A 17,890-nucleotide genomic window follows, 5' to 3' on the forward strand; every position below is an offset into this window, starting at 1 on the left:
CTCCTTGCCTGATCACACCTGCCCGCCTGCCGCCGGGCCCGCCTTCCGTCGGTACACCGACCCACCTGCCGTCGGACTCGCCTTCCGCAATCACACCAGCCCACCTGCCGTCGTGCCCGCCTTCCGTTGGCACACCGACCCGCCTGACCGCGAGTCTCGCGCGTACCCACCTACCCCTTGCCGCAGTACGCGTTCAGAGCGAAGGACCAGGCCAGCCACGGACCAGCACCCACGGACTCAGCGCGACCAGAACCGCGTAAGGCGCCCACCGGACCGGGACCACCGCACTGCCACGGCAGAAGGCTCGGTACGACGCACGCCGAAGGCATGCGTCGTGTCGGCGAAGCCGCAAAGCCGGACGCAACCACAGCAACACCCAAAGCCTGACCACCCAGGGAGGCCCGAGCCCGAATGCCACCAGACACTCCCCTGCGGCCACGGCGCCCGCACCAACGCGGACACCGCAGCCGCGCCAACCCTCAGCGCCGCAGCACCCGAGGATCAGCGTTCAACCGGCGATCGAGCCGCACGGTGATGAACTCGTTGTTGTCGGGTTTGCCGGGCGTCCGCCCCGACGAGAACGGGAAGTTGTTGTCGTTCAACACACCGATGGTCCGGTCATCGAGCACGATGATGTCCTCGATGGTCGTGAACGGGAACCGGAACGGATCATCGAACCCGCCAACGCGCCTGGGGTTGGCCAAGTCCAGCAAGTCAGCTACGAGTGTCTTGTCCATGCGGCCGTCGCGGTCGCGGTCGCGCTTGTCCGCCAGGTAGACCTTCTTGACCCGAGCGGCAGGTCCCTGTTCGCCGTCGCGTTCGATCACCAGCAGGCGGTTGGCGTCGACTGCGGTGGCGTCGCCGATGGCGTGTGCGGGGTCGTCCAACTGGTAGAGCCAACGCTTGCCGGTGAACTGGCCGGACCCCAGGTCGAACTCGTTGAGGCGCAGGCTGCCTGGGGTGTCGCCGGTGACGGTGCCCTCGAGCAGCGCGTTCAGGGTGCGGCGGTCAGGTGAGAGGACCAGGCCCTCGAAACCCCTGCTGCCGCCGATGTTCGGCGTGCCCGCCGGGTTCTCGGGGGCGAACACTCCCGGCAGTGGTGCGGGTGGCGCCAGCAGGCGGCCCGCGCGGTCGAAGTGGAGGAGGTACGGGCCGAACTCGTCGCCTGCCCAGTATGAGCCGTCGGCCAGTTTGACGAACGACTCCACGTCGATGTCGGCGCCGGTCAGGACGCGGTCTGGGCGGGTGAGCGGGAACGGTACGTGGCGGTGCGGGTCGGTCAGGCTGACGCCGCCGACGACGTCGACTGTGCCCTTGTCGAAGTCCGGGAAGATGCGGTTGATGCGCAGTACGAAGTCCGCGCTGTTGGCCTTGGCGCCGTAGCCGTTGTCGGACAGGACGTCGAACGTGCCGTCGCCGTTGCGGACCACGCCGCTGAAGCCCTGGATCGGCTGGTCGGCGAACGGCACGGGCACGCCGTTGACGGGTGTGGTGCCCAGTGCCGCGCCCGACGGTTCGCTGCCGGGCAGGTAGGTCTCGGCGGGCAGAGCTGCGAACCGGGTCAGGGTGGCCCGGCCGAAGCCCGCCGGAGCTGAACCGGAAGCCGGTGCCACGCACACGACCAGCGACAGCACGGTCAGGCCGATGGCCAGTGATCTCCTCATGTGGCCGCAAGCTAGCCCATGACATTTGTCATCGAAAGACCGTGTGCGCCACACGGAAACCGATGTGCGACGGCACTGCCACCGAACCCGGTCGCCGCGAAGACTCGGACCCATGACGAACACGGAGGCCGCCGTCGAGGTGAACGGCCTTGGCCGGACGTACGCAGGCGGTTTCGAAGCGGTGCGGGACGTGTCGTTCCGCGTCGAGCGGGGCGAGATGTTCGCGCTGCTCGGCACCAACGGCGCGGGCAAGACGTCGACGATGGAACTGGTCGAAGGGCTGTCCGCACCGAGCGCGGGGTCGGTGCGGGTGCTGGGGCACAACCCGTTCACCGAGCGCGCGAAGGTGCGGCCCAAGGTCGGCGTGATGCTGCAGGAAGGCGGCTTCCCGCAGGACCTCACGGCGGCCGAGACCGCGCGCATGTGGGCGGGCACGCTCAGCAGGCCGCGTCCGCACGGAGAGGTGCTCGAGCTCGTCGGGCTCGACCACCGGGCGAACACGAGGGTGAAGCAGCTGTCCGGCGGGGAGCGGCGCAGGCTCGACCTGGCGCTCGCGTTGCTGGGCCGCCCGGACGTGCTGTTCCTCGACGAGCCGACGACCGGGCTCGACCCGGAGAGCAGGCGCAACACGTGGGAACTCATCCGCGGGCTGCTGCTCGACGGCGTCACGGTGCTGCTGACCACGCACTACCTCGAGGAAGCGCAGGAGCTGGCGGACCGGCTCGCGATCATGCACCGCGGGCGGATCGTGACGACCGGGTCGGTCTCCGACGTGATCGCCGCGCACCCGGCGCGGATCTCGTTCAGCGCGGACCGCGAGGTGCCCGCTCTGCCGGGAACGCGGGCGGTCCAGCGCCAGGGTGTGCGGACGACCGTGCACACCGGCGCGCTCCAGGAAACCCTGACGGCGCTGCTGGTCTGGGCGCAGCAGCAGGACGTCGTGCTGCACGGGCTCGACGCCCGCGAGGCGTCGCTGGAAGAAGCGTTCCTCGCCATAGCGCAGGAGGCGGTGGCCTGATGATCAAGCAGATGCTCTTCACCGCGGTGACGATGCCCGCGTGGATCGCGCTGCCGCCCGCCGACCACATCGGGTACGCGCTGCTGCTGACCGGCCTGCTCGGGCTGACGATCGTCGTGGACAACTGGAGGACCGCGTGAAGATCCGTTCCATCGGCCTGGCCGAGCTGTTGTTGTTGTGGCGCAACCGGACCGCGTTGTTCAACGCGCTGGTGCTGCCCTTCGCGATCATCCTGCCGATCGCGAGCATCGAGTTCGACGGGGACGCTTTGTCCCACAGCGCTTTCGTCATCACCAGCATGCTGGGCTTCGTGATGCTGGCCCCGGTCTACTACAACCTGGTGACCACGTTCGTCGCCCGGCGCGAGGAGCTGGTGCTCAAACGGCTGCGCGTCGGCGAGCTGAGCGACACCGAGATCCTCGCGGGCACGGCGAGTTCGGCGATCGCCATCGCGGTGGCGCAGATCGTGCTGTTCATCGGTGCGGGCGCGGCGCTGCTCGGCCTGCCGATGCCGGTGAACGCGCCGGTGCTGCTGGTGGGCGTCCTCGGCGGGGTCGCACTGTTCGCGCTGCTCGCGGCGGTGTCCGCCGCGTACACCCGGACGGTGGAGATGGCTCAGATCACCTCGCTGCCGGTGCTGATGGCCTGCGTCATCGGATCGGGGCTGACGGTGCCCCTCAGCTCGTTGCCCGACGCCGTGGCCGGCGCGCTGCGGTTCCTGCCGCTGACGCCGGTGATGGATCTTCTGCGCCTAGGCTGGGTCGGCACCACCGGCGAGTCGGCACCGCTGGACTTCACCGGTGTGCTGGGCTCAGCGGTGACGCCGGTGGCGTTGCTCGCGGTGTGGACGGTGCTCGGCGCGGTGGCCGTCCGCCGCTGGTTCCGCTGGGAGCCGCGGCGATAGCGGAGGTGACGATGCCGAGGTGGTGGAGCGAGCGCAGCAGCGCGGCCCGGTTCGACCTGTACATGCGGGTCTCGTTCTACCTGAACTACGCGGCCGTTCCGCCACTGGTCGGCCTGGCCATCGCACCGGACGAGGGCGCGCTCGCGGCCTGGGTGACCGGGCTGCTCGGCGCGGCGCTCGCGCTGACGTGCGTGCTGCTCATCCACCGGGGCATCGACCACTACCTCGGGAAGCAGCCTCGGCCGACCAACCTCATCGCGATCACCACGCTCATGACGGTGGCGGCGGTGTCGGCGGCCCGCATCGTCTACCCCGGCTCGACGCCGGACCAGCCGTACGGGCCCGCGGACACCATCTGGAACTTCGCGCTCATCATGTACGTGACGGCCATGGCGACGGCCGTGCGGCCGAGGGTGACGGTCGTGCTGTGGGCCGCGGCCTCCGCCGCCACCGCCGTGGTGACGCCCGATCCCCAGTCGGCGATCGGCATGTCCCTGCTGCTCGGCGCCCTCGCCGCCGCCTACCGGGCCACGGTGTGGATGCTCGGCCTGTTCTGGGAGGTCGACCGCGCCAGGCGGCTGGAGAGCAAGTTCGCGGTCGCGGAGGAACGGCTGCGCTTCGCCCGCGACCTGCACGACGTGGTGGGCCGCAACCTGTCCGTCGTGGCGCTCAAGTCCGAACTGGCCGCGCAGCTCGCGAAACGAGGCCGCGCGGAAGCCGTCGACGAGATGCTGGAGGTGCGGCAGATCGCGCAGGACTCGCTCGCCGAGCTGCGAGCCGTCGTCAGCGGGTACCGCGAGGCCGCGCTCGACGTCGAGCTCGCCGGTGCCCGGTCGCTGCTCACCTCCGCGGGCATCGAGTGCCGGGTCGTCGGCGACGGCAGCGGACTGCCGGGGCCGGTGCAGGGCGCGCTCGGCTGGGTGGTGCGCGAGGGCACGACCAACGTCCTGCGGCACAGCGAGGCCCGCACGTGCACGATCACCCTGCGGCCGAACGGGAACGCGGTGACGCTCACGATGGACAACGACGGCGTGACGGACCACTCCGATGGTGACGGCAGCGGGCTCGTCGGTCTCACCGAACGCATCGCCGGGCTCGGCGGTAGCGTCGCGACCGAGCGGGACCGGCCGGACCGGTTCCGCCTCACCGTCTCGCTGCCGCTCGAGGAGACCCCGTGATCCGGATCCTGCTCGCCGATGACGAGCACCTGATCCGCGGCGCCATGGCCGCGCTGCTGGCGCTGGAGGACGACCTGGAGGTCGTCGCGCAGGCCGCGACCGGCGAGCAGGCGCTGTCGATGGCGCGGGCGCTGCGGCCGGACGTCGCCGTGATCGACCTCCAGATGCCCGGCGTGGACGGGGTTTCCGTCGCGCGGACGCTCACCGACGAGCTGCCCGGCTGCCGCACGATGATCGTCACCAGCCACGGCCGTCCCGGTCACCTCAAGCGCGCACTCGCCGCCGGCGTCCGGGGTTTCCTGCCGAAGACGGTGTCCGCGGACGTGCTCGCGACCGTCGTCCGGACCATCCACAGTGGAGGGCGCTACGTCGACCCGCAGCTCGCGGCCGAGGCGATCAGCGCGGGCGACAGCCCGTTGACGCCGCGCGAGGCCGACGTGCTCGAGCTCGCCGCCGAAGGCGCCCCCGTCGAGGAAATCGCCCGCCGCGCCGCATTGTCTCCCGGAACGGTTCGAAATTACCTGTCTTCTGCCGTCGGCAAGACCGGCGCGGCCAATCGCCACGAAGCGGTGCGAATCGCACGTGGCCAGGGCTGGATCTGAAAGGCGAGCCCTGCTCGACACGTCGCAACACGACTGATTCCCAGTCAGTGGTCCGAGATTGACACGTCACTCTCCGTACCGCCACGATTCCATTCATGTGCAATGGTGTCGCTCTCGTCGAGCGCCTACACGTGGACCTGCGCCAGCAGGCCAGCGCACTCTGTCGATCCCGCTGACGGATCCAGCCCACTAGGGCGCCTTCTCATCTCACTCGGGTAATTCCCCCTTTTTCACGCCGGCTTTCTGCCCGGCGGCATTCGTCGTGCCCATTTCCGGGTGCGCTGCTCGAAAACAGGAGTGTTCATGTGGTCGAACTCGCCTCCATGGCGAAAAACTCTGATAGCGGCCGTCGCCGGCGTGCTCGCCGTCGGCACGGTGACCTACACCGGTGAAGGCAGCGCCTACGCGGACGTGCGGACGGTCGTCGACAGCAAGACGGCGTCGGACGGCAAGCAGTACTGGGTGAAGAACCACCTCACCCCGCAGGCCACCGCGCAGGCAGGTGAGCGCAAGAAGTGGCTGCTCATCTGGGCCGGTGACGAGAACATCGCCGACACGCTGGTGAAGGACGTCAAGAACCTGCCCGGCGGGCTCGGTGACCCGCTCGGCAAGGTGACGAACGCCTTGCCAGGCCCCGACTTCCTCGCCGTCATCGACGCCACCGAGGGCTCACCGTCCTACGGCGAGGTCGTCAACACGGCCACGGTCGGCCCGCTGGTGGAGAACGAGCCGCACCACATGCAGTACGTGTGGCACAAGGGCGACACCGTCTACGCGGGAGCGCTGTTCGCGGCCGCGACCTACGCGTTCGACGTCAGCGCGCTGCCGGAGCTGAAGCTCAAAGGCATCAGCCTGCCGACGAACACGCTCGGCGGTTCGGTGCCGGACGCGTACTGGACGTTGAAGGACGGCACCGCGTACGGCACGTACATGGGCGGTCCGGTCGTGCCCGGTCCGTACACCTACGCCAACGGGCAGACCGTGGTGGGCAACGGTTTCGCGGGCAGCCCCGGCGCCCTGCTGCGGTTCGACCGCGACGGCAAGGTGCTGTCGCAGACGAGTGCCGCGACCCCGCAGGGCGACAACGAGAAGCTGTGCCTGAACCTGCCGAGGCTCGGCACGCCGTCGTGCGCCAACCCGCACGGCATCCAGGCCCGCGAGGACCTGAACACGCTGATCACGAGCGACTACGCCGAGCCGCGCAACATCATCCTCGACCCGGTGAAGGCCCCGTCGCCGTACCTGCGCAGGCCGACCGTGCGCACGTGGGACATCAGCGACCGCAACAACCCGAGGCTGCGGGCGGTGTCGTACCTGCAGAACGGGCCGAGGTCTGACCCCGCTGACCCGCTGCACCAGGAGAGCCGGGCGGTCATGGAGACCACGGTGACGAACCTGCCCGGTCACAAGGGCGCGTTCGCGCAGACCATGCAGGGCGGCGCGGTGCACTACACGCCGGACATCACCGCGGCCGAGCCGCACTGGTACGAGGTGTTCGACGACGGCGCGGCGTCGAAGGCGATCTTCGCGGGCAACGATTCGAACGGCGGCGGTTCGAATGGTGGCTGGATCCAGACGAGCCCGGACGACAAGTACCTGTACCGGGCGATCTCCGGACGCGGCAAGGGCGCGCTCGGCCCGGACGACCCCGGTGCCACCGGTGGCGTGTACGTGCTGGACATCCAGCAGCTGCTCGCGGCGGGCACGTCCTTCCAGTGCCGCATCGACACGCTGGCGGAGGCGCAGAACGGTGGCGCCGAGTCCGACTGCCCGACCCTCGCGGGTGCGGCGCCGATCAACCCCGGCACCGCGGCGGCCGGTCCGCACTGGGGTGCGTACGACAACTTCGACCTGGGCGCGGACGGCTTCTTCCACGAGACGCTCTCGCCGAAGCGGATCGCGGTGTCGAACTACTTCGTCGCCCGCACCGGTCTCGACGGTGACCACAAGGTCAACGTCCTGAAGGTGGCTCCGGACGGGAAGCTCGCGCTCGACACGTCCTTCAAGGACGAGTTCACCGGTCAGGTCGGCATCAACTTCAACCGCAAGAACTGGCCGCACGGGCCGTGGGGCAACGCCAAGCCGCACTCCGAGCTGTTCGTCGTCGCCGATGCGGATGTGAAGTAGATGAACCACCCCCACGGAGATCTCGACGTCGGCGGCGGGTCGGCGCTGGCACTGGTGCTCCGGCTCGCGCTGGTGCTGGTGACGGCGTTCGTCGCGGGCACCGGTCTGGTCCGGCCGCAGCTGACCACCCGGCGAGTGCGGCACTTCGCCCTCGCTCTCGCCGGGCTGTCCGCCGCGCTGGTGGTGACGTCGGTGCTGACGCAGGAGGTCAACGTCGTCGCGGCGGTGGTGCACGTGGTGCTCGTCGCCGCGGTGCCGCTGCTGCTCGGCAGGCCGGCGGTCGTGCGCTGGGTGTCCGCGGCGCTCGTCCTGCTGCTGGTGATCGAGACCTCCGTGGGGGACTCCGGCGTCGCGTTCGTGGTCAACACCGTGTTCGTGGCCGTGTCGGCCGCGCTGCTCGGTGTGGGTCCCTTCAGGGACCTGCGGCCACTGGCGTTGTCGCTCGGTGTGGTGCTGGTGCTGGCGGGAGCGGTCCGGCTCGCCACGTCCGGCATCGCGTTCGACCGCAGGATCTACGAAAGCGGTCTGGGGCTGGTGCTGCTCGCCGTCGTGCTCGTCGCGGCGCTGACCCTGGTGCTGCGCAACGGGTACGTCGTCGCGCTGGCGCTCGTCGCGTGGGCCGCCCTGCCGGCCGTCGCGGTGCCGCCATCGCTCCCCGAACCCGGTGTGCCGGTGCTCGTCGACGCACGGCTCGCGGACCGGGTGGTGCCGGTGCTGGTCAGCCCGCACCGGCCGGGACGCAACCTCGTGCACTTCCCGGCCAGTGCCGGCAACGGACTGCGGGTCGGTGACGTGCCCGCGGTCCCCCGCGCGGGTGCTCCCGGCACGTGGGCCGAGGTCGACCTGCCACCGGGACGCGGCGAGGTCGTGATCAGCGACGGAGCCGAAACCGTTGCGGTGCGGGTGGATCCCGGCACCGCGCCGGGTCCCGGGCCCGACGCCGAGTGCGCGACCGCCGCGCTCGGCACCCTGATCGCCGGACTCCGCGAGGTGCTGACGAGCTGCCCGTCCGACTCCCTGTCCACAGAGGACTCGGACTCCCTGCAGAAGCTCGTCGGCTTCCTCAAGGCCAAGGGAACAGCCGGGATCAGGCTCGTCACGGACACGTCACCGCGCAGCACGAAGGCCGCCGAGCTCGTCCGCGCGAGCGGGCTGCGCATCGACGACGGCAAACGGCCGGACAACGCGCTGGTCGTGGTGTCCGGCTGGGAGACCGCCCACGAGGCGCTCACCCGAGCGGGCGCCGAGCAGGCGGAGAGCCCGGTGTACACGCACGGCCTGTACGTGGCGCCGTGGTTGCTGCACACCCCGATCGCCACGGCGGTCACCACGGTGTCCGTGCCGCTGCGGTTCGACCCCCGCGAACCGCTCCCGGTCGGCTACGCGGTGGCCGTGGGCAACGGGTTCGGCGGTGAAGACCCGACTCCGGCCGGGTTCCGCGCCTGGGTCGGGCGTCCGTCCGACGGCGGCGTGCAGATCTACGCGGTCGCACAGGTGTCCGCGATGCCCATGGGACCGAACGAGGTGCACGGTCCCGGCATGCCGATGCAGGAAGAACTAGCGGGGCAATGGGTGCCGAAGGCGACCGTCGTCCCGGTCAGTCCGCTGCTCAGTTGAAACCATTGGAGGACACGGAAATGAAGCAGTCCATCGCACGTGCGGCGGTCGCCGCCGCGCTGTCCGGCATGGTGCTCACCGGCTTCGCCGCGCCGGCGTTCGCCGACCCGGTCGTCGTCGACGAGCCGGACACCGGTGACCTGGAGAACCCCTGGACGTTCGCGCCCGGCGGCGTGCCGGTCAACGGCGTCATCAAGTCGGTCGAGAACGCGCTCAAGGGCTTCCTCCCCAAGTAGTCAGCACGGGGCCTGGCCGCACGGCCAGGCCCCCTTCCCCTTCAGGAGCCCCGGTGGCACTCCTCAACTTCCCCACGTCCTGCGCGGCACCGACTCCGAAGCCGGAGGAACCGGTGCGCGTGGTTCCCCTCGCCGTCGCCGGGCTGCTGGCGGTGGCGCTCACCTGGTACGTGTGGGCGTCGTTCGGCGCGAAGTCGGGCGTGCTGCTGGCGCTCGGGTTCGGGCTCGGCGTCGCGCTGTTCCACTCCCGCTTCGGTTTCACGTCCGCGTGGCGGCAGCTGATCGCCGTCGGCAACGGCCAGGGCCTGCGCGCCCACACGGTCCTGCTGGGCACCGCGGCCACGCTGATCGCGTTGATCATCTCCACCGGCTCCGGCCTGTTCGGCTCGGTGCCGAAGGCGACCGGCGGACCGCTCGGACTCGCTTTGCTGGTCGGCGCGGTGCTGTTCGCGATCGGCATGCAGCTCGGTGGCGCGTGCGCGTCGGGCACGCTGTTCGCGGTCGGCTCCGGCCAGTCGACGATCGTGCTGACGCTCGGCGGCTTCATCGCCGGATCCGTGCTCTACACCTGGGCGTTCCCGCTGTTCGACGGCTGGCCGTCGCTGCCGGGCGTGCTGCTCGCCGACCACGTCGGCTGGTTCGGGTCGTGGCTGATCACCATCGCCGCACTGGTGCTGATCGTGGCCGTGACCCGCGTCGTGCAGGCGCGCCGCAACCCGCCGCCCGCCGACGTCGTGCCGACGGCGCACGGGATCGCGCGCGTGTTCCGCGGCTCGTGGCCGATCCTGGTCGGCGCGGTGGTGCTCGGCGTGCTGGCGGGTGCGGTGTTCCTCGTGTCCGGCGGCATCTGGGGCGTGACGTTCGCGTTCGCGCTGTGGGGCGCGAAGCTGGTGCAGCTCTTCGGTTTCCACCCGGAGACGTGGCAGTTCTGGCAGAGCCCCAGCAACGCCAAGGCGCTCGCGGCGTCGATCTGGGTCGACAAGACCAGCCTCACGAACATCGGCATCATGATCGGTGCCGCGATCGCCGCTGCCGCCGCCGGTGCGTGGAAGATCCACAGCCAGATCCCATGGCGCACCGCGCTCGCCGCCGTGCTCGGCGGTGTGCTGATGGGCATCGGCGCCCGGCTCGCAGGCGGCTGCAACATCGGCGCCTACCTGGGCGGCATCTCCGTCGGCAGCCTGCACGGCTGGCTGTGGGGCGTGTTCGCGCTGGGCGGCACGTGGATCGGGCTGCGGCTGCGGCCGCTGTTCGGCCTGGCGAACCCGAAGCCGGACGACAGCATCTGCTGACCGAACGCCAGCAGTCCGCAGAGGACGGTGACGCCGCACGCCAGCCGTGCGGCGAAGTCCAGCGACACCAGTTGCGCGGCGGCGGGTCCGGCGATCGCGCCGAGCAGGGTGGCGATCGCCTCCGCCGCGAACTGCACGCCGCCGACCCGCCCCAGCACCTCGTTGGGCGTCCGGCGTTGCACCGCGGTCTGCGCGGTGACGAGCGCCGCCGACCCGGACAACCCGATCAGCACCGCGGACGCCAGCGCGCCTGCCAACGAGCGTGACGCGAACAAGGCAACGAACCCGAAGCCGGTCACGACCAGCGCCGCACCCAGCAGGTACCCGGCGAGCACCCGGTCGACGAGCACCCGCACCAGCGGCGCGCCGAGCAGGAACCCGACGCCGAGCCCGGACATCACGAACCCGATCTGCGCGGCACCACCGAGCACCTGGATCCCGAACGGCACCAGCAACGCGCTCAGCGACGCGTTCGCGGCCAGGAACAACGTCATGACCAGCAACAACCAGCTGACGGCCGGTGCGGAGCGCAGGAAGCCCACGCCCTCACGCAGCTTCGCGCGACCGGACGACCGCCAGCCACCGACCGCCGAGGTCAGCAGGATCGCGACCGCCGACAGCAGGTAGGTCGCGACGTCCACCGCCACCAGCCAGCCGAACCCGGCGACCCCGAGCAGCACGCCACCGAGCGGACCGCCGACGAGCCGCACCACCCCGTCGGTCACCGCGTTCAGCGAGTTCGCACTGGTCAGCGCGCCACCTCTGCCGACGACGACCGGCGTGTGCGCCTGCGCGGCCGGCCGGAACACGACCGTGCCAACGCTTTCCGCGATCAGCGCGACGTACACGAGCCACAGGTCGTCCGGCGTCCGCACGAACAGCAGCGCCGCGACGGCCACCGCGCGCAGCAGGTCCGCGACGACCATGACGCGCCGCCGGTCCCACCGGTCGACCAGCACACCGGCGACCGGCCCGAGCAGCACCGGCGGCAGGTACTCGGCGGCGAGCGTGAGCCCGGTCGCGGCGAGCGACCCGGTCAGCACGAACACGTGCGCGGGAACCGCCACCGCCAGCAGCCACGAGCCGAGCAGGCTGACCAGGCGGGCGAACCAGAGCAGGCGGAAATCAGGGATCCGCAGGGCCTCGAACACGACACCATCCCCCCAGAGGTATTCTGGGAGAATAGTCAGGCTGGATGGTTTTCTGTCAAGACAGGACGGACGGTTGGACGGACAGGAGCTCGGCAGGCAGCTGCGCGCGTTGCGCGCCGCGAGCGGACGCACCCTGGCATCGGTGGCACTGGAGGCGGGGCTCTCGGTGCCCTACGTCGCGAACCTGGAGAACGGCCGCGGCAACCCGACGGTGAACGCGCTGAGCAAGCTCGCCGACGCGCTCGGCACGACGTTCACCATCGCGCTCGGCGAGGAGGCGAAACCCCAGCAGGCGCTGCCCGCGTCACTCGTGCGACTGAGCCGCAGCACCAGGTTCCGCCGCGACGTGCGCTCCATCGCGGCCGCGACCGGCGAGAACGAGACCGAGCTCGCCGGCCGCCTGCTGGACTCGCTGGCCGGGCTGAGCACCCGCGACCTCGCCGAAGCCGACTGGTTCCGGCTGCTCGACGCGGTGCTGCTGGTCTCCCTGCATCCCCAGTGATCAGCCCGCGGGGTGGGTGGACTTCGGGGGCTGCGACCCGAACGCGGTGAGGAACTTGTCGCGGAACTCGCTCATCTTCCACACCGGCGCCTCGGAACCCGGCTTGATGCCGTCGTTCCAGCCCCACGAGGAGACCCGCTCCATGACCGCGGGGTCGCGGGCCACGATCGAGATCGGCACGTCGCGGCTGGCACCCTCCCCGGTCACGAGCTGCGCGGGCTGGTGGTCGCCGAGGAACACGACCACGAGGTTGTCGTCGCCGTACTTCTCCACGTAGGACACCAGGTTCCGCACGGAGTACACGACGGACTTGCGGTAGTCCGCGCGCACCTGCACCGGGTCGCGGCCGAAGATCGACTCAGGCTTGTCGTTGGACGCGTCCATGCTCCGGTAGATCGAACCGTCACCGACGGAGTCCCAGTCGACCTGGTCCGGGATCGCCGACCAGGGCGCGTGGCTCGACAGCAGCGGGATCGCGGCCATGATCGGCTTGCGGTCGGTCTTGGCGCGTTCGTCGCGCTGGAACGCCGACATCGTGTACTGGTCGGGCATCGTGGCGTAGCCGAAGCGCGGGCCCTGGTAGCCGAGGTCGGTGGCCTTGTAGATCTGGTCGTAGCCGAAGAACTCGCCCTCCGGCCAGGCCTGCGTGATGCCGGGCATGACGCCGACGGTCCGCCAGTCGGCCTTCTGGAACGCGTCGCCGAGGGTGAGCCGGTCGCTCGTCACGAGGTTGCGGTAGCGCTGCTGGTTGTCGATCCACACCCCGGACAGCAGCGTGGCCTGCGCCATCCAGCTGCCGCCGCCCGCGGTGGGCGAGCTGAGGAAACCGCTGCGGGACGCGTAGCCTGCGGCGCGCAGCTTCTCGGAGCCCTCGGCCAGCGCGGCGGTGACCTGCGGCGCGAGCTCGGGGTCCTCGACGGCGTCGCGGCCGTAGCTCTCGACGAACGTGAAGATGACGTCCTTGCCGCGCAACGCGGTCAGCAGCTCGGGGCCCGCGGTGTCGCGGAACGCGTCGATCGCGGTCTCGGCCTGGAACGCCTCGTGGTCGCGGAGTCCGGCCTGCACGGCGACCGCGTGGTCGTAGGCGAACGCCGCCGCGCTGTTGGACGCGATCGGCATGCCCGGCACGGCCAGCGTGATCCACGCGACCGCGAGCACCACCAGCGCGCGGGTCGCCATCGGACGACGGCGCTCGACGGTCCTGGTCAGTCGCATGACGGACAGCGTCGTCACGACCAGCACGCCGAGCGCGAGCACGACGGCCAGCGCGACCGCGCCGATCGCGGCCCACCGCCCGATGGTGACGTCCACGTAGTCGATCGCCGGTCCGAACAGCGGCCAGTCGAGCACCAGGTCGAACGGCCGGTACAGCACCGCGTCGAAGCCCGCGTCCATGATCTTCAGCACGGTCAGCACGCCGAGCGCGATACCGCCGACCAGTGCCGCGATCCGGCGTGGACGGGGTGGCAGGACGAGCACGAGCACGAGTCCGAACAGCGCCTCGACCGGGATGCGCAGGAACTCCTTCGGAGTGAACCTTTCCAGGTCGTACGGTGCGATGAGGACGAACAACACGAACAGGCTGGCGAGGACAGTGGTGATCCGCGCAGCGATCCGCCTCCCGCGGGAAGCGGGTGCGTCGGGCGCCGGAAGCCGACGAAAGCGCGCGAAGAACGACAAACCACTGCCTTTCCGTGTGATCGGTGCATGAAAAGCCCCAGTACTACGGAAACGCATGGATCACGGCATGCGGTTCAACGGGCTGGACCACACCTCGAGAAACGGGCACCCCACTCGGTGAGCAGAGCGGCCAGTTCGACGGGTGCGCGCACCTCGAAGTCCACGCCCAGCGTGCCCAGCGCCATCGCCGGCCAGCTCAGCGACTCGACGTTCATCCGGAGCACGCACGTGCGCTCATCGGCTTCCTCGATGCTCGCCCACTGTTCCATCCGCAGCCGAACGACCTCAGCCGGGGCGTGCACCAGCACCTCGACGGCGTACTCCTGCTGCCGCAGTCCCCGGATCCCGGACCGCACGAAGTCCGCCGCGTTCTCGGTCGGCAGCGCACGGGGCCGGAACCGCGCGCCGGTCCGCCGGGGCGAGCTGAGCCGGTCGAGCCGGAAGCTGCGCCAGTCGTGCCGCGTCAGGTCGTACGCGACGAGGTACCAGCGCCTGCCGATCGGGACCAGCCGGTGCGGCTCGGCCAGCCGCGTCGCGCTCTCCCGGTCGCGGGTCGTGTAGCCGAACTCGAGCCGCTCGGAGTCGCGGCACGCCTGCGCGACCGCGATCAGCACGTCCGGGTCCAGCGGCGGCGGTGGCTCGTAGCCGCCGAAGTTCATCGGGGCGGTGACCGCGCGCAACGCGTCGACCTGCCTGCGCAGCCTCGGCGGCATGACCTGCACGACCTTGGTCAGCGCGCGGATCGCGGACTCCTCGATGCCGGGGATCGCGCCCTGCGTCGCGGCCTGCATGCCGACCGCGATCGCGACGGCCTCGTCGTCCTCGACGACCAGCGGCGGCAGCGCGGCACCGGCCGCGAGCTGGTAGCCGCCGTCCACACCCCGGTTGGCCTCGACCGGGTACCCGAGCTCGCGCAGCCGGTCGACGTCCCTGCGCAGCGTGCGGGTGGAGACGCTCAGCCTGTCCGCCAGCTCCTCCCCCGGCCAGAATCGGTGGGTCTGCAGGAGCGACAACAGCCTCAGCGTGCGTGAGCTCGTGTTCGCCATGTTTTTCAGTCTTCTCGCAATTTAGGACAGAAACTGACCGGAGTGGTCCGTAATCTAGTCCTTGTCAGCGAGAACGAGCCAAGGAGACCAGTGATGACCAGCACCCAGACCCTCCCGGAAAATGTCACCGGAGAGCGCGCCGACCTGCTGGAGACCCTCATCAAGCACCGGGGGTTCCTGATGTTCGCCGCGCGGGGTCTGACCGACGAGCAGGCCGCGTCGACGCCGACGGTCAGCGTGCTGAGCATCGGTGGGCTGATCAAGCACGTGACCGTGACCGAGCACGGCTGGGCCAGCTTCATCCTCCAGGGCGCGCCCGCGCTCGAGATGGGTCCGGACACCTGGGCGGAGCACGAGAACAACTTCAAGATGCTTCCCGGCGACACCATCGAAGGCCTGCTGGCCGAGTACCAGAAGGTCGCGGCGCGCACCGACGAGCTGGTCCGCACGGTCGACCTGGACCTGTCGCACGCCCTGCCCGAGGCGCCGTGGTTCGAGCAGGGCAAGAAGTGGTCGGCGCGCCGGGTGCTGGTGCACATCGTCGCCGAGACGTCGCAGCACGCCGGGCACGCGGACATCATCCGCGAGACGATCGACGGCCAGAAGACCATGGGCTGACCTGGCACGGGCCGCCGCTCGCGCGGCGGCCCGCCGGTCTACCAGGGCGAGATCGCCCGCACGTCAACCACTTCCATCCGGTTCGTCGCCCCGTTGTGGACGCTCCCGACGGTCAGCCGCGCGTACCGCGCGAACGCCGGGCCGAAGGTGATCGTCTGGCTGCCGCGCTGGTTCGCGAGCTGCCCGCTGGCCACGTCCCGCCACCGCTGCCCGTCCGCGCTGACGGACAGCACGTAGTCCTTGATCCGGGTGCTCTGGATCTTCTCCCCCTCGTTCAGCACCGCGATCCGGCTCGACTCGGGCTGCACCACCCGCAGCCCGGAGATCACGCGCTTGCGTTGCATGTCCACGGTGAGGTCGTTGCGCTCACCCAGCCCGCGGTAGCGCGTGGCGTAGTCGCCGTCGACCGCGTTGGCAGGCACGTTCGTGCCGTCGACCGCGGTGGCCGTGGCCGTCCAGCCCTTCGTCGGCAGGACGCGGGTGCGCTTGAGCGTCGTCACCTTGAGCACCGTGGACGCCTCGTTGACCGCCGCGTCCCACGAGGGCACCGTGATCCGCAGTTTGCCGCCGTACCTCGTGAAGTGCAGCCGCTTGCCGGTCTTCAGGTCCCGGACGCCCGTCACGTCGTAGCCCGCGTCGGGCACCACCAACTGCTTGCCGCTGGGCGGCGTGAGCACGTGCAGGTAATGCGTCCGGCCGTCGGGTTTCATCGTGGTGACGCCGTAGGAGCCGTCATTCCAGTAGCCGGGGTCGAAGCCGCCCTCGGCGTACCCACCGCCGCGCACCCCGATCATCGACTCGTCCGCCCAGGACATGAACCTGTCCATCTGGGCCACCAGCGCCTCACCGGCCGGGGGCAGGCCACCGCTCATGTCGTTGCCGATCCCCCAGTTCGGGACCCACGTGTTCGCGATGGACGTGATCGGCTTCTTGAGGTGGAACGCGTTCTGCTGCGGCGTCCACGGCCCGGTGTCCGCGTGGCGCTGCCACCAACCGAGCGTCTCGAACGCGTTTTCGTACTGGTACGGCCCGCGCGGGAACTGGCTGGGCAGGTCGTAGTCGGGTTCCTTGCGGTGCAGGCACGACTGACAGTCCTCCATCGCCGCGACGTCCTCACCGGGCACCGTCACGCCACCGCCGTTGTTCTTGATGTTGACCGCACCCGGCAACCGCTCGTGGATGTGCTGGAACAACTCGATCGCGGCCTTGCCCTCGGCGTTGTTGGCATCACCGCCCCACCCGTCGAACCAGAACCCGCCGACCTTCGGGTACCGGGTGATGATCTCGTCGACCACGTCCCGCGCGTAGTGCCGCTTCCAGTCGACGCGCTTGCGGATGTCGATCGACGGGTCGTTCTTGAACGCCTGGTATCCGCGAACGTCGAGCCAGCCGGTGTCGCCGTACGGCAGCCACTTGGGCGGCGGCGCGGACTGGTCATCACGGTTGTCGTTCCACCACAACGGATCCCCGGTGATGTAGACGACGACCTTGATGCCCGCCTTGTCGGCCGCGGTGACCAGCTCACCGAGGAAGTCGCGCTTCGTGGCAACACTGCCCGGCACGCCGGACGGCCAGATCTTGAGGTAACCGAGCCTGCTGTGCAGCGAGGAGATCGAGATGTAGCCGGCCCTCATGCGCTTGGCCACGTCGACCATGCGATCGGCGCTCCAGCCGGCCTGCTCGGTGGCCCGCTCGAACTCCTCGGCGTTGCGGTAGACGTACGCCGAGTTCTCGACCCGGTCCTCTGGTCTTCCGGTGCCCAGGCCCCAGTGCGGGAACCAGCCGATTCCGGCTGTGTTGAACCAGCTGCCGTGCTGGGTCGCCTGTTCTGCCTCGACCGGTGGTGTGAACGTTGCGGCGAGCAGGACGGCTAGGGCTGTACCCAGTAGACGTCGGGTCTTCATGGCATCACTCCTCATCGGCGAGGGGCGGCACCTGATCAAACCTGGGCGAGAGGTCCGATGTCTAGCCCCAATCATCCTGACCAGTGGGCCCGAGGCCGGGTGGGTCGCCGCGTCCACGGAAGGCGGGCACGACGGCAAGCGGGTCGGTGCGCAACGGAAAGCGAGCCCGACGGCAAGTGGGCCGGTGTGATCAGGCAAGGAGTGTGCGCTTCCGCAGTCAGCGCGGTGGTGGGCACCGCGCGATTGGGCCTTGACTTGGGGTGCGGCGTGGTACCCCTATCGGGCCGGCAGGTGCTCTTCCTGCCGGCGGAGCCGGCCCCACCACGCCGCGAGGGGCCCCAAGATGCTCCT

General features: G+C 70.2%; 15 protein-coding genes and 1 pseudogene. 11 read left to right on the forward strand and 5 right to left on the reverse strand.

Annotation, left to right across the window (positions count from 1 at the left end; genetic code table 11):
• Positions 1-479: 479 nt before the first annotated feature.
• On the reverse strand, positions 480-1,664 hold the full coding sequence (locus tag FKR81_RS42160; RefSeq protein ID WP_146361083.1) for an esterase-like activity of phytase family protein: 1,185 nt from the start codon (positions 1,662-1,664) through the stop codon (positions 480-482).
• A gap of 112 nt (positions 1,665-1,776) precedes the next feature.
• Here FKR81_RS42160 and FKR81_RS42165 point away from each other — a divergent pair, with 112 nt between their 5' ends.
• The 9 genes from FKR81_RS42165 (at position 1,777) to FKR81_RS42205 (ending at position 10,638) form a co-directional block, all read left to right on the forward strand.
• On the forward strand, positions 1,777-2,682 hold the full coding sequence (locus tag FKR81_RS42165; RefSeq protein WP_146361084.1) for an ABC transporter ATP-binding protein: 906 nt from the start codon (positions 1,777-1,779) through the stop codon (positions 2,680-2,682).
• The gene (locus tag FKR81_RS44190; protein ID WP_186763502.1) at positions 2,682-2,822 is read left to right on the forward strand and encodes a hypothetical protein; all 141 of its coding nucleotides are present in this window, start codon (positions 2,682-2,684) and stop codon (positions 2,820-2,822) included. The genes FKR81_RS42165 and FKR81_RS44190 overlap by 1 nt, the downstream gene beginning before the upstream one ends.
• A complete protein-coding gene (locus FKR81_RS42170) occupies positions 2,819-3,586 on the forward strand; it encodes an ABC transporter permease (RefSeq protein ID WP_222598607.1) in 768 nt (255 codons plus the stop codon). Before FKR81_RS44190 ends, FKR81_RS42170 begins: the two co-directional genes overlap by 4 nt.
• Positions 3,587-3,597: 11 nt before the next feature.
• A complete protein-coding gene (locus tag FKR81_RS42175; RefSeq protein WP_146361085.1) occupies positions 3,598-4,764 on the forward strand; it encodes a sensor histidine kinase in 1,167 nt (388 codons plus the stop codon).
• The gene (locus tag FKR81_RS42180) at positions 4,761-5,366 is read left to right on the forward strand and encodes a response regulator transcription factor (protein WP_146361086.1); all 606 of its coding nucleotides are present in this window, start codon (positions 4,761-4,763) and stop codon (positions 5,364-5,366) included. The genes FKR81_RS42175 and FKR81_RS42180 overlap by 4 nt, the downstream gene beginning before the upstream one ends.
• A gap of 303 nt (positions 5,367-5,669) precedes the next feature.
• Positions 5,670-7,493, forward strand: coding sequence for a hypothetical protein (locus tag FKR81_RS42190; RefSeq protein ID WP_146361087.1), 1,824 nt, complete (start codon positions 5,670-5,672; stop codon positions 7,491-7,493).
• Positions 7,494-9,110: a hypothetical protein gene (locus FKR81_RS42195; RefSeq protein ID WP_146361088.1), complete on the forward strand. Its 1,617-nt coding sequence runs from the start codon at positions 7,494-7,496 to the stop codon at positions 9,108-9,110.
• A 20-nt stretch (positions 9,111-9,130) separates the two neighbouring features.
• Positions 9,131-9,346: a hypothetical protein gene (locus FKR81_RS42200; RefSeq protein ID WP_146361089.1), complete on the forward strand. Its 216-nt coding sequence runs from the start codon at positions 9,131-9,133 to the stop codon at positions 9,344-9,346.
• 53 nt (positions 9,347-9,399) lie between these two features.
• Positions 9,400-10,638 (forward strand): YeeE/YedE family protein, encoded by a 1,239-nt coding sequence (locus FKR81_RS42205; protein ID WP_146361091.1) that lies wholly within the window; start codon positions 9,400-9,402, stop codon positions 10,636-10,638.
• Positions 10,639-10,655: 17 nt separating this feature from the next.
• Here the strand turns inward: FKR81_RS42205 and FKR81_RS45490 are convergent.
• Positions 10,656-11,921, reverse strand: a pseudogene (locus tag FKR81_RS45490) (MFS transporter); the annotation flags it as partial.
• Between FKR81_RS45490 and FKR81_RS42215 the strand changes: the two are divergent.
• Positions 11,863-12,291, forward strand: a complete 429-nt coding sequence (locus FKR81_RS42215; protein WP_186763503.1) for a helix-turn-helix domain-containing protein — start codon at positions 11,863-11,865, stop codon at positions 12,289-12,291. The pseudogene FKR81_RS45490 and the gene FKR81_RS42215 sit on opposite strands and share 59 nt — an antisense overlap.
• Here the strand turns inward: FKR81_RS42215 and FKR81_RS42220 are convergent, their stop codons facing one another.
• Positions 12,292-13,866, reverse strand: a complete 1,575-nt coding sequence (locus tag FKR81_RS42220; protein WP_235922231.1) for an alkaline phosphatase family protein — start codon at positions 13,864-13,866, stop codon at positions 12,292-12,294.
• A gap of 179 nt (positions 13,867-14,045) precedes the next feature.
• The gene (locus FKR81_RS42225) at positions 14,046-15,017 is read right to left on the reverse strand and encodes a helix-turn-helix transcriptional regulator (RefSeq protein ID WP_146361099.1); all 972 of its coding nucleotides are present in this window, start codon (positions 15,015-15,017) and stop codon (positions 14,046-14,048) included.
• Positions 15,018-15,110: 93 nt separating this feature from the next.
• Here FKR81_RS42225 and FKR81_RS42230 point away from each other — a divergent pair, with 93 nt between their 5' ends.
• Positions 15,111-15,635: a DinB family protein gene (locus FKR81_RS42230; protein ID WP_146361101.1), complete on the forward strand. Its 525-nt coding sequence runs from the start codon at positions 15,111-15,113 to the stop codon at positions 15,633-15,635.
• Between the two features lie 38 nt (positions 15,636-15,673).
• Here the strand turns inward: FKR81_RS42230 and FKR81_RS42235 are convergent, their stop codons facing one another.
• Entirely contained in the window at positions 15,674-17,539 is a 1,866-nt protein-coding gene (locus FKR81_RS42235) for a discoidin domain-containing protein (protein WP_186763504.1), read from the reverse strand.
• Positions 17,540-17,890 lie beyond the last annotated feature (351 nt).

Origin of the sequence: Lentzea tibetensis, from assembly GCF_007845675.1 — a bacterium.
In the GTDB taxonomy this organism is placed as follows: Bacteria; Actinomycetota; Actinomycetes; order Mycobacteriales; family Pseudonocardiaceae; genus Lentzea; species Lentzea tibetensis.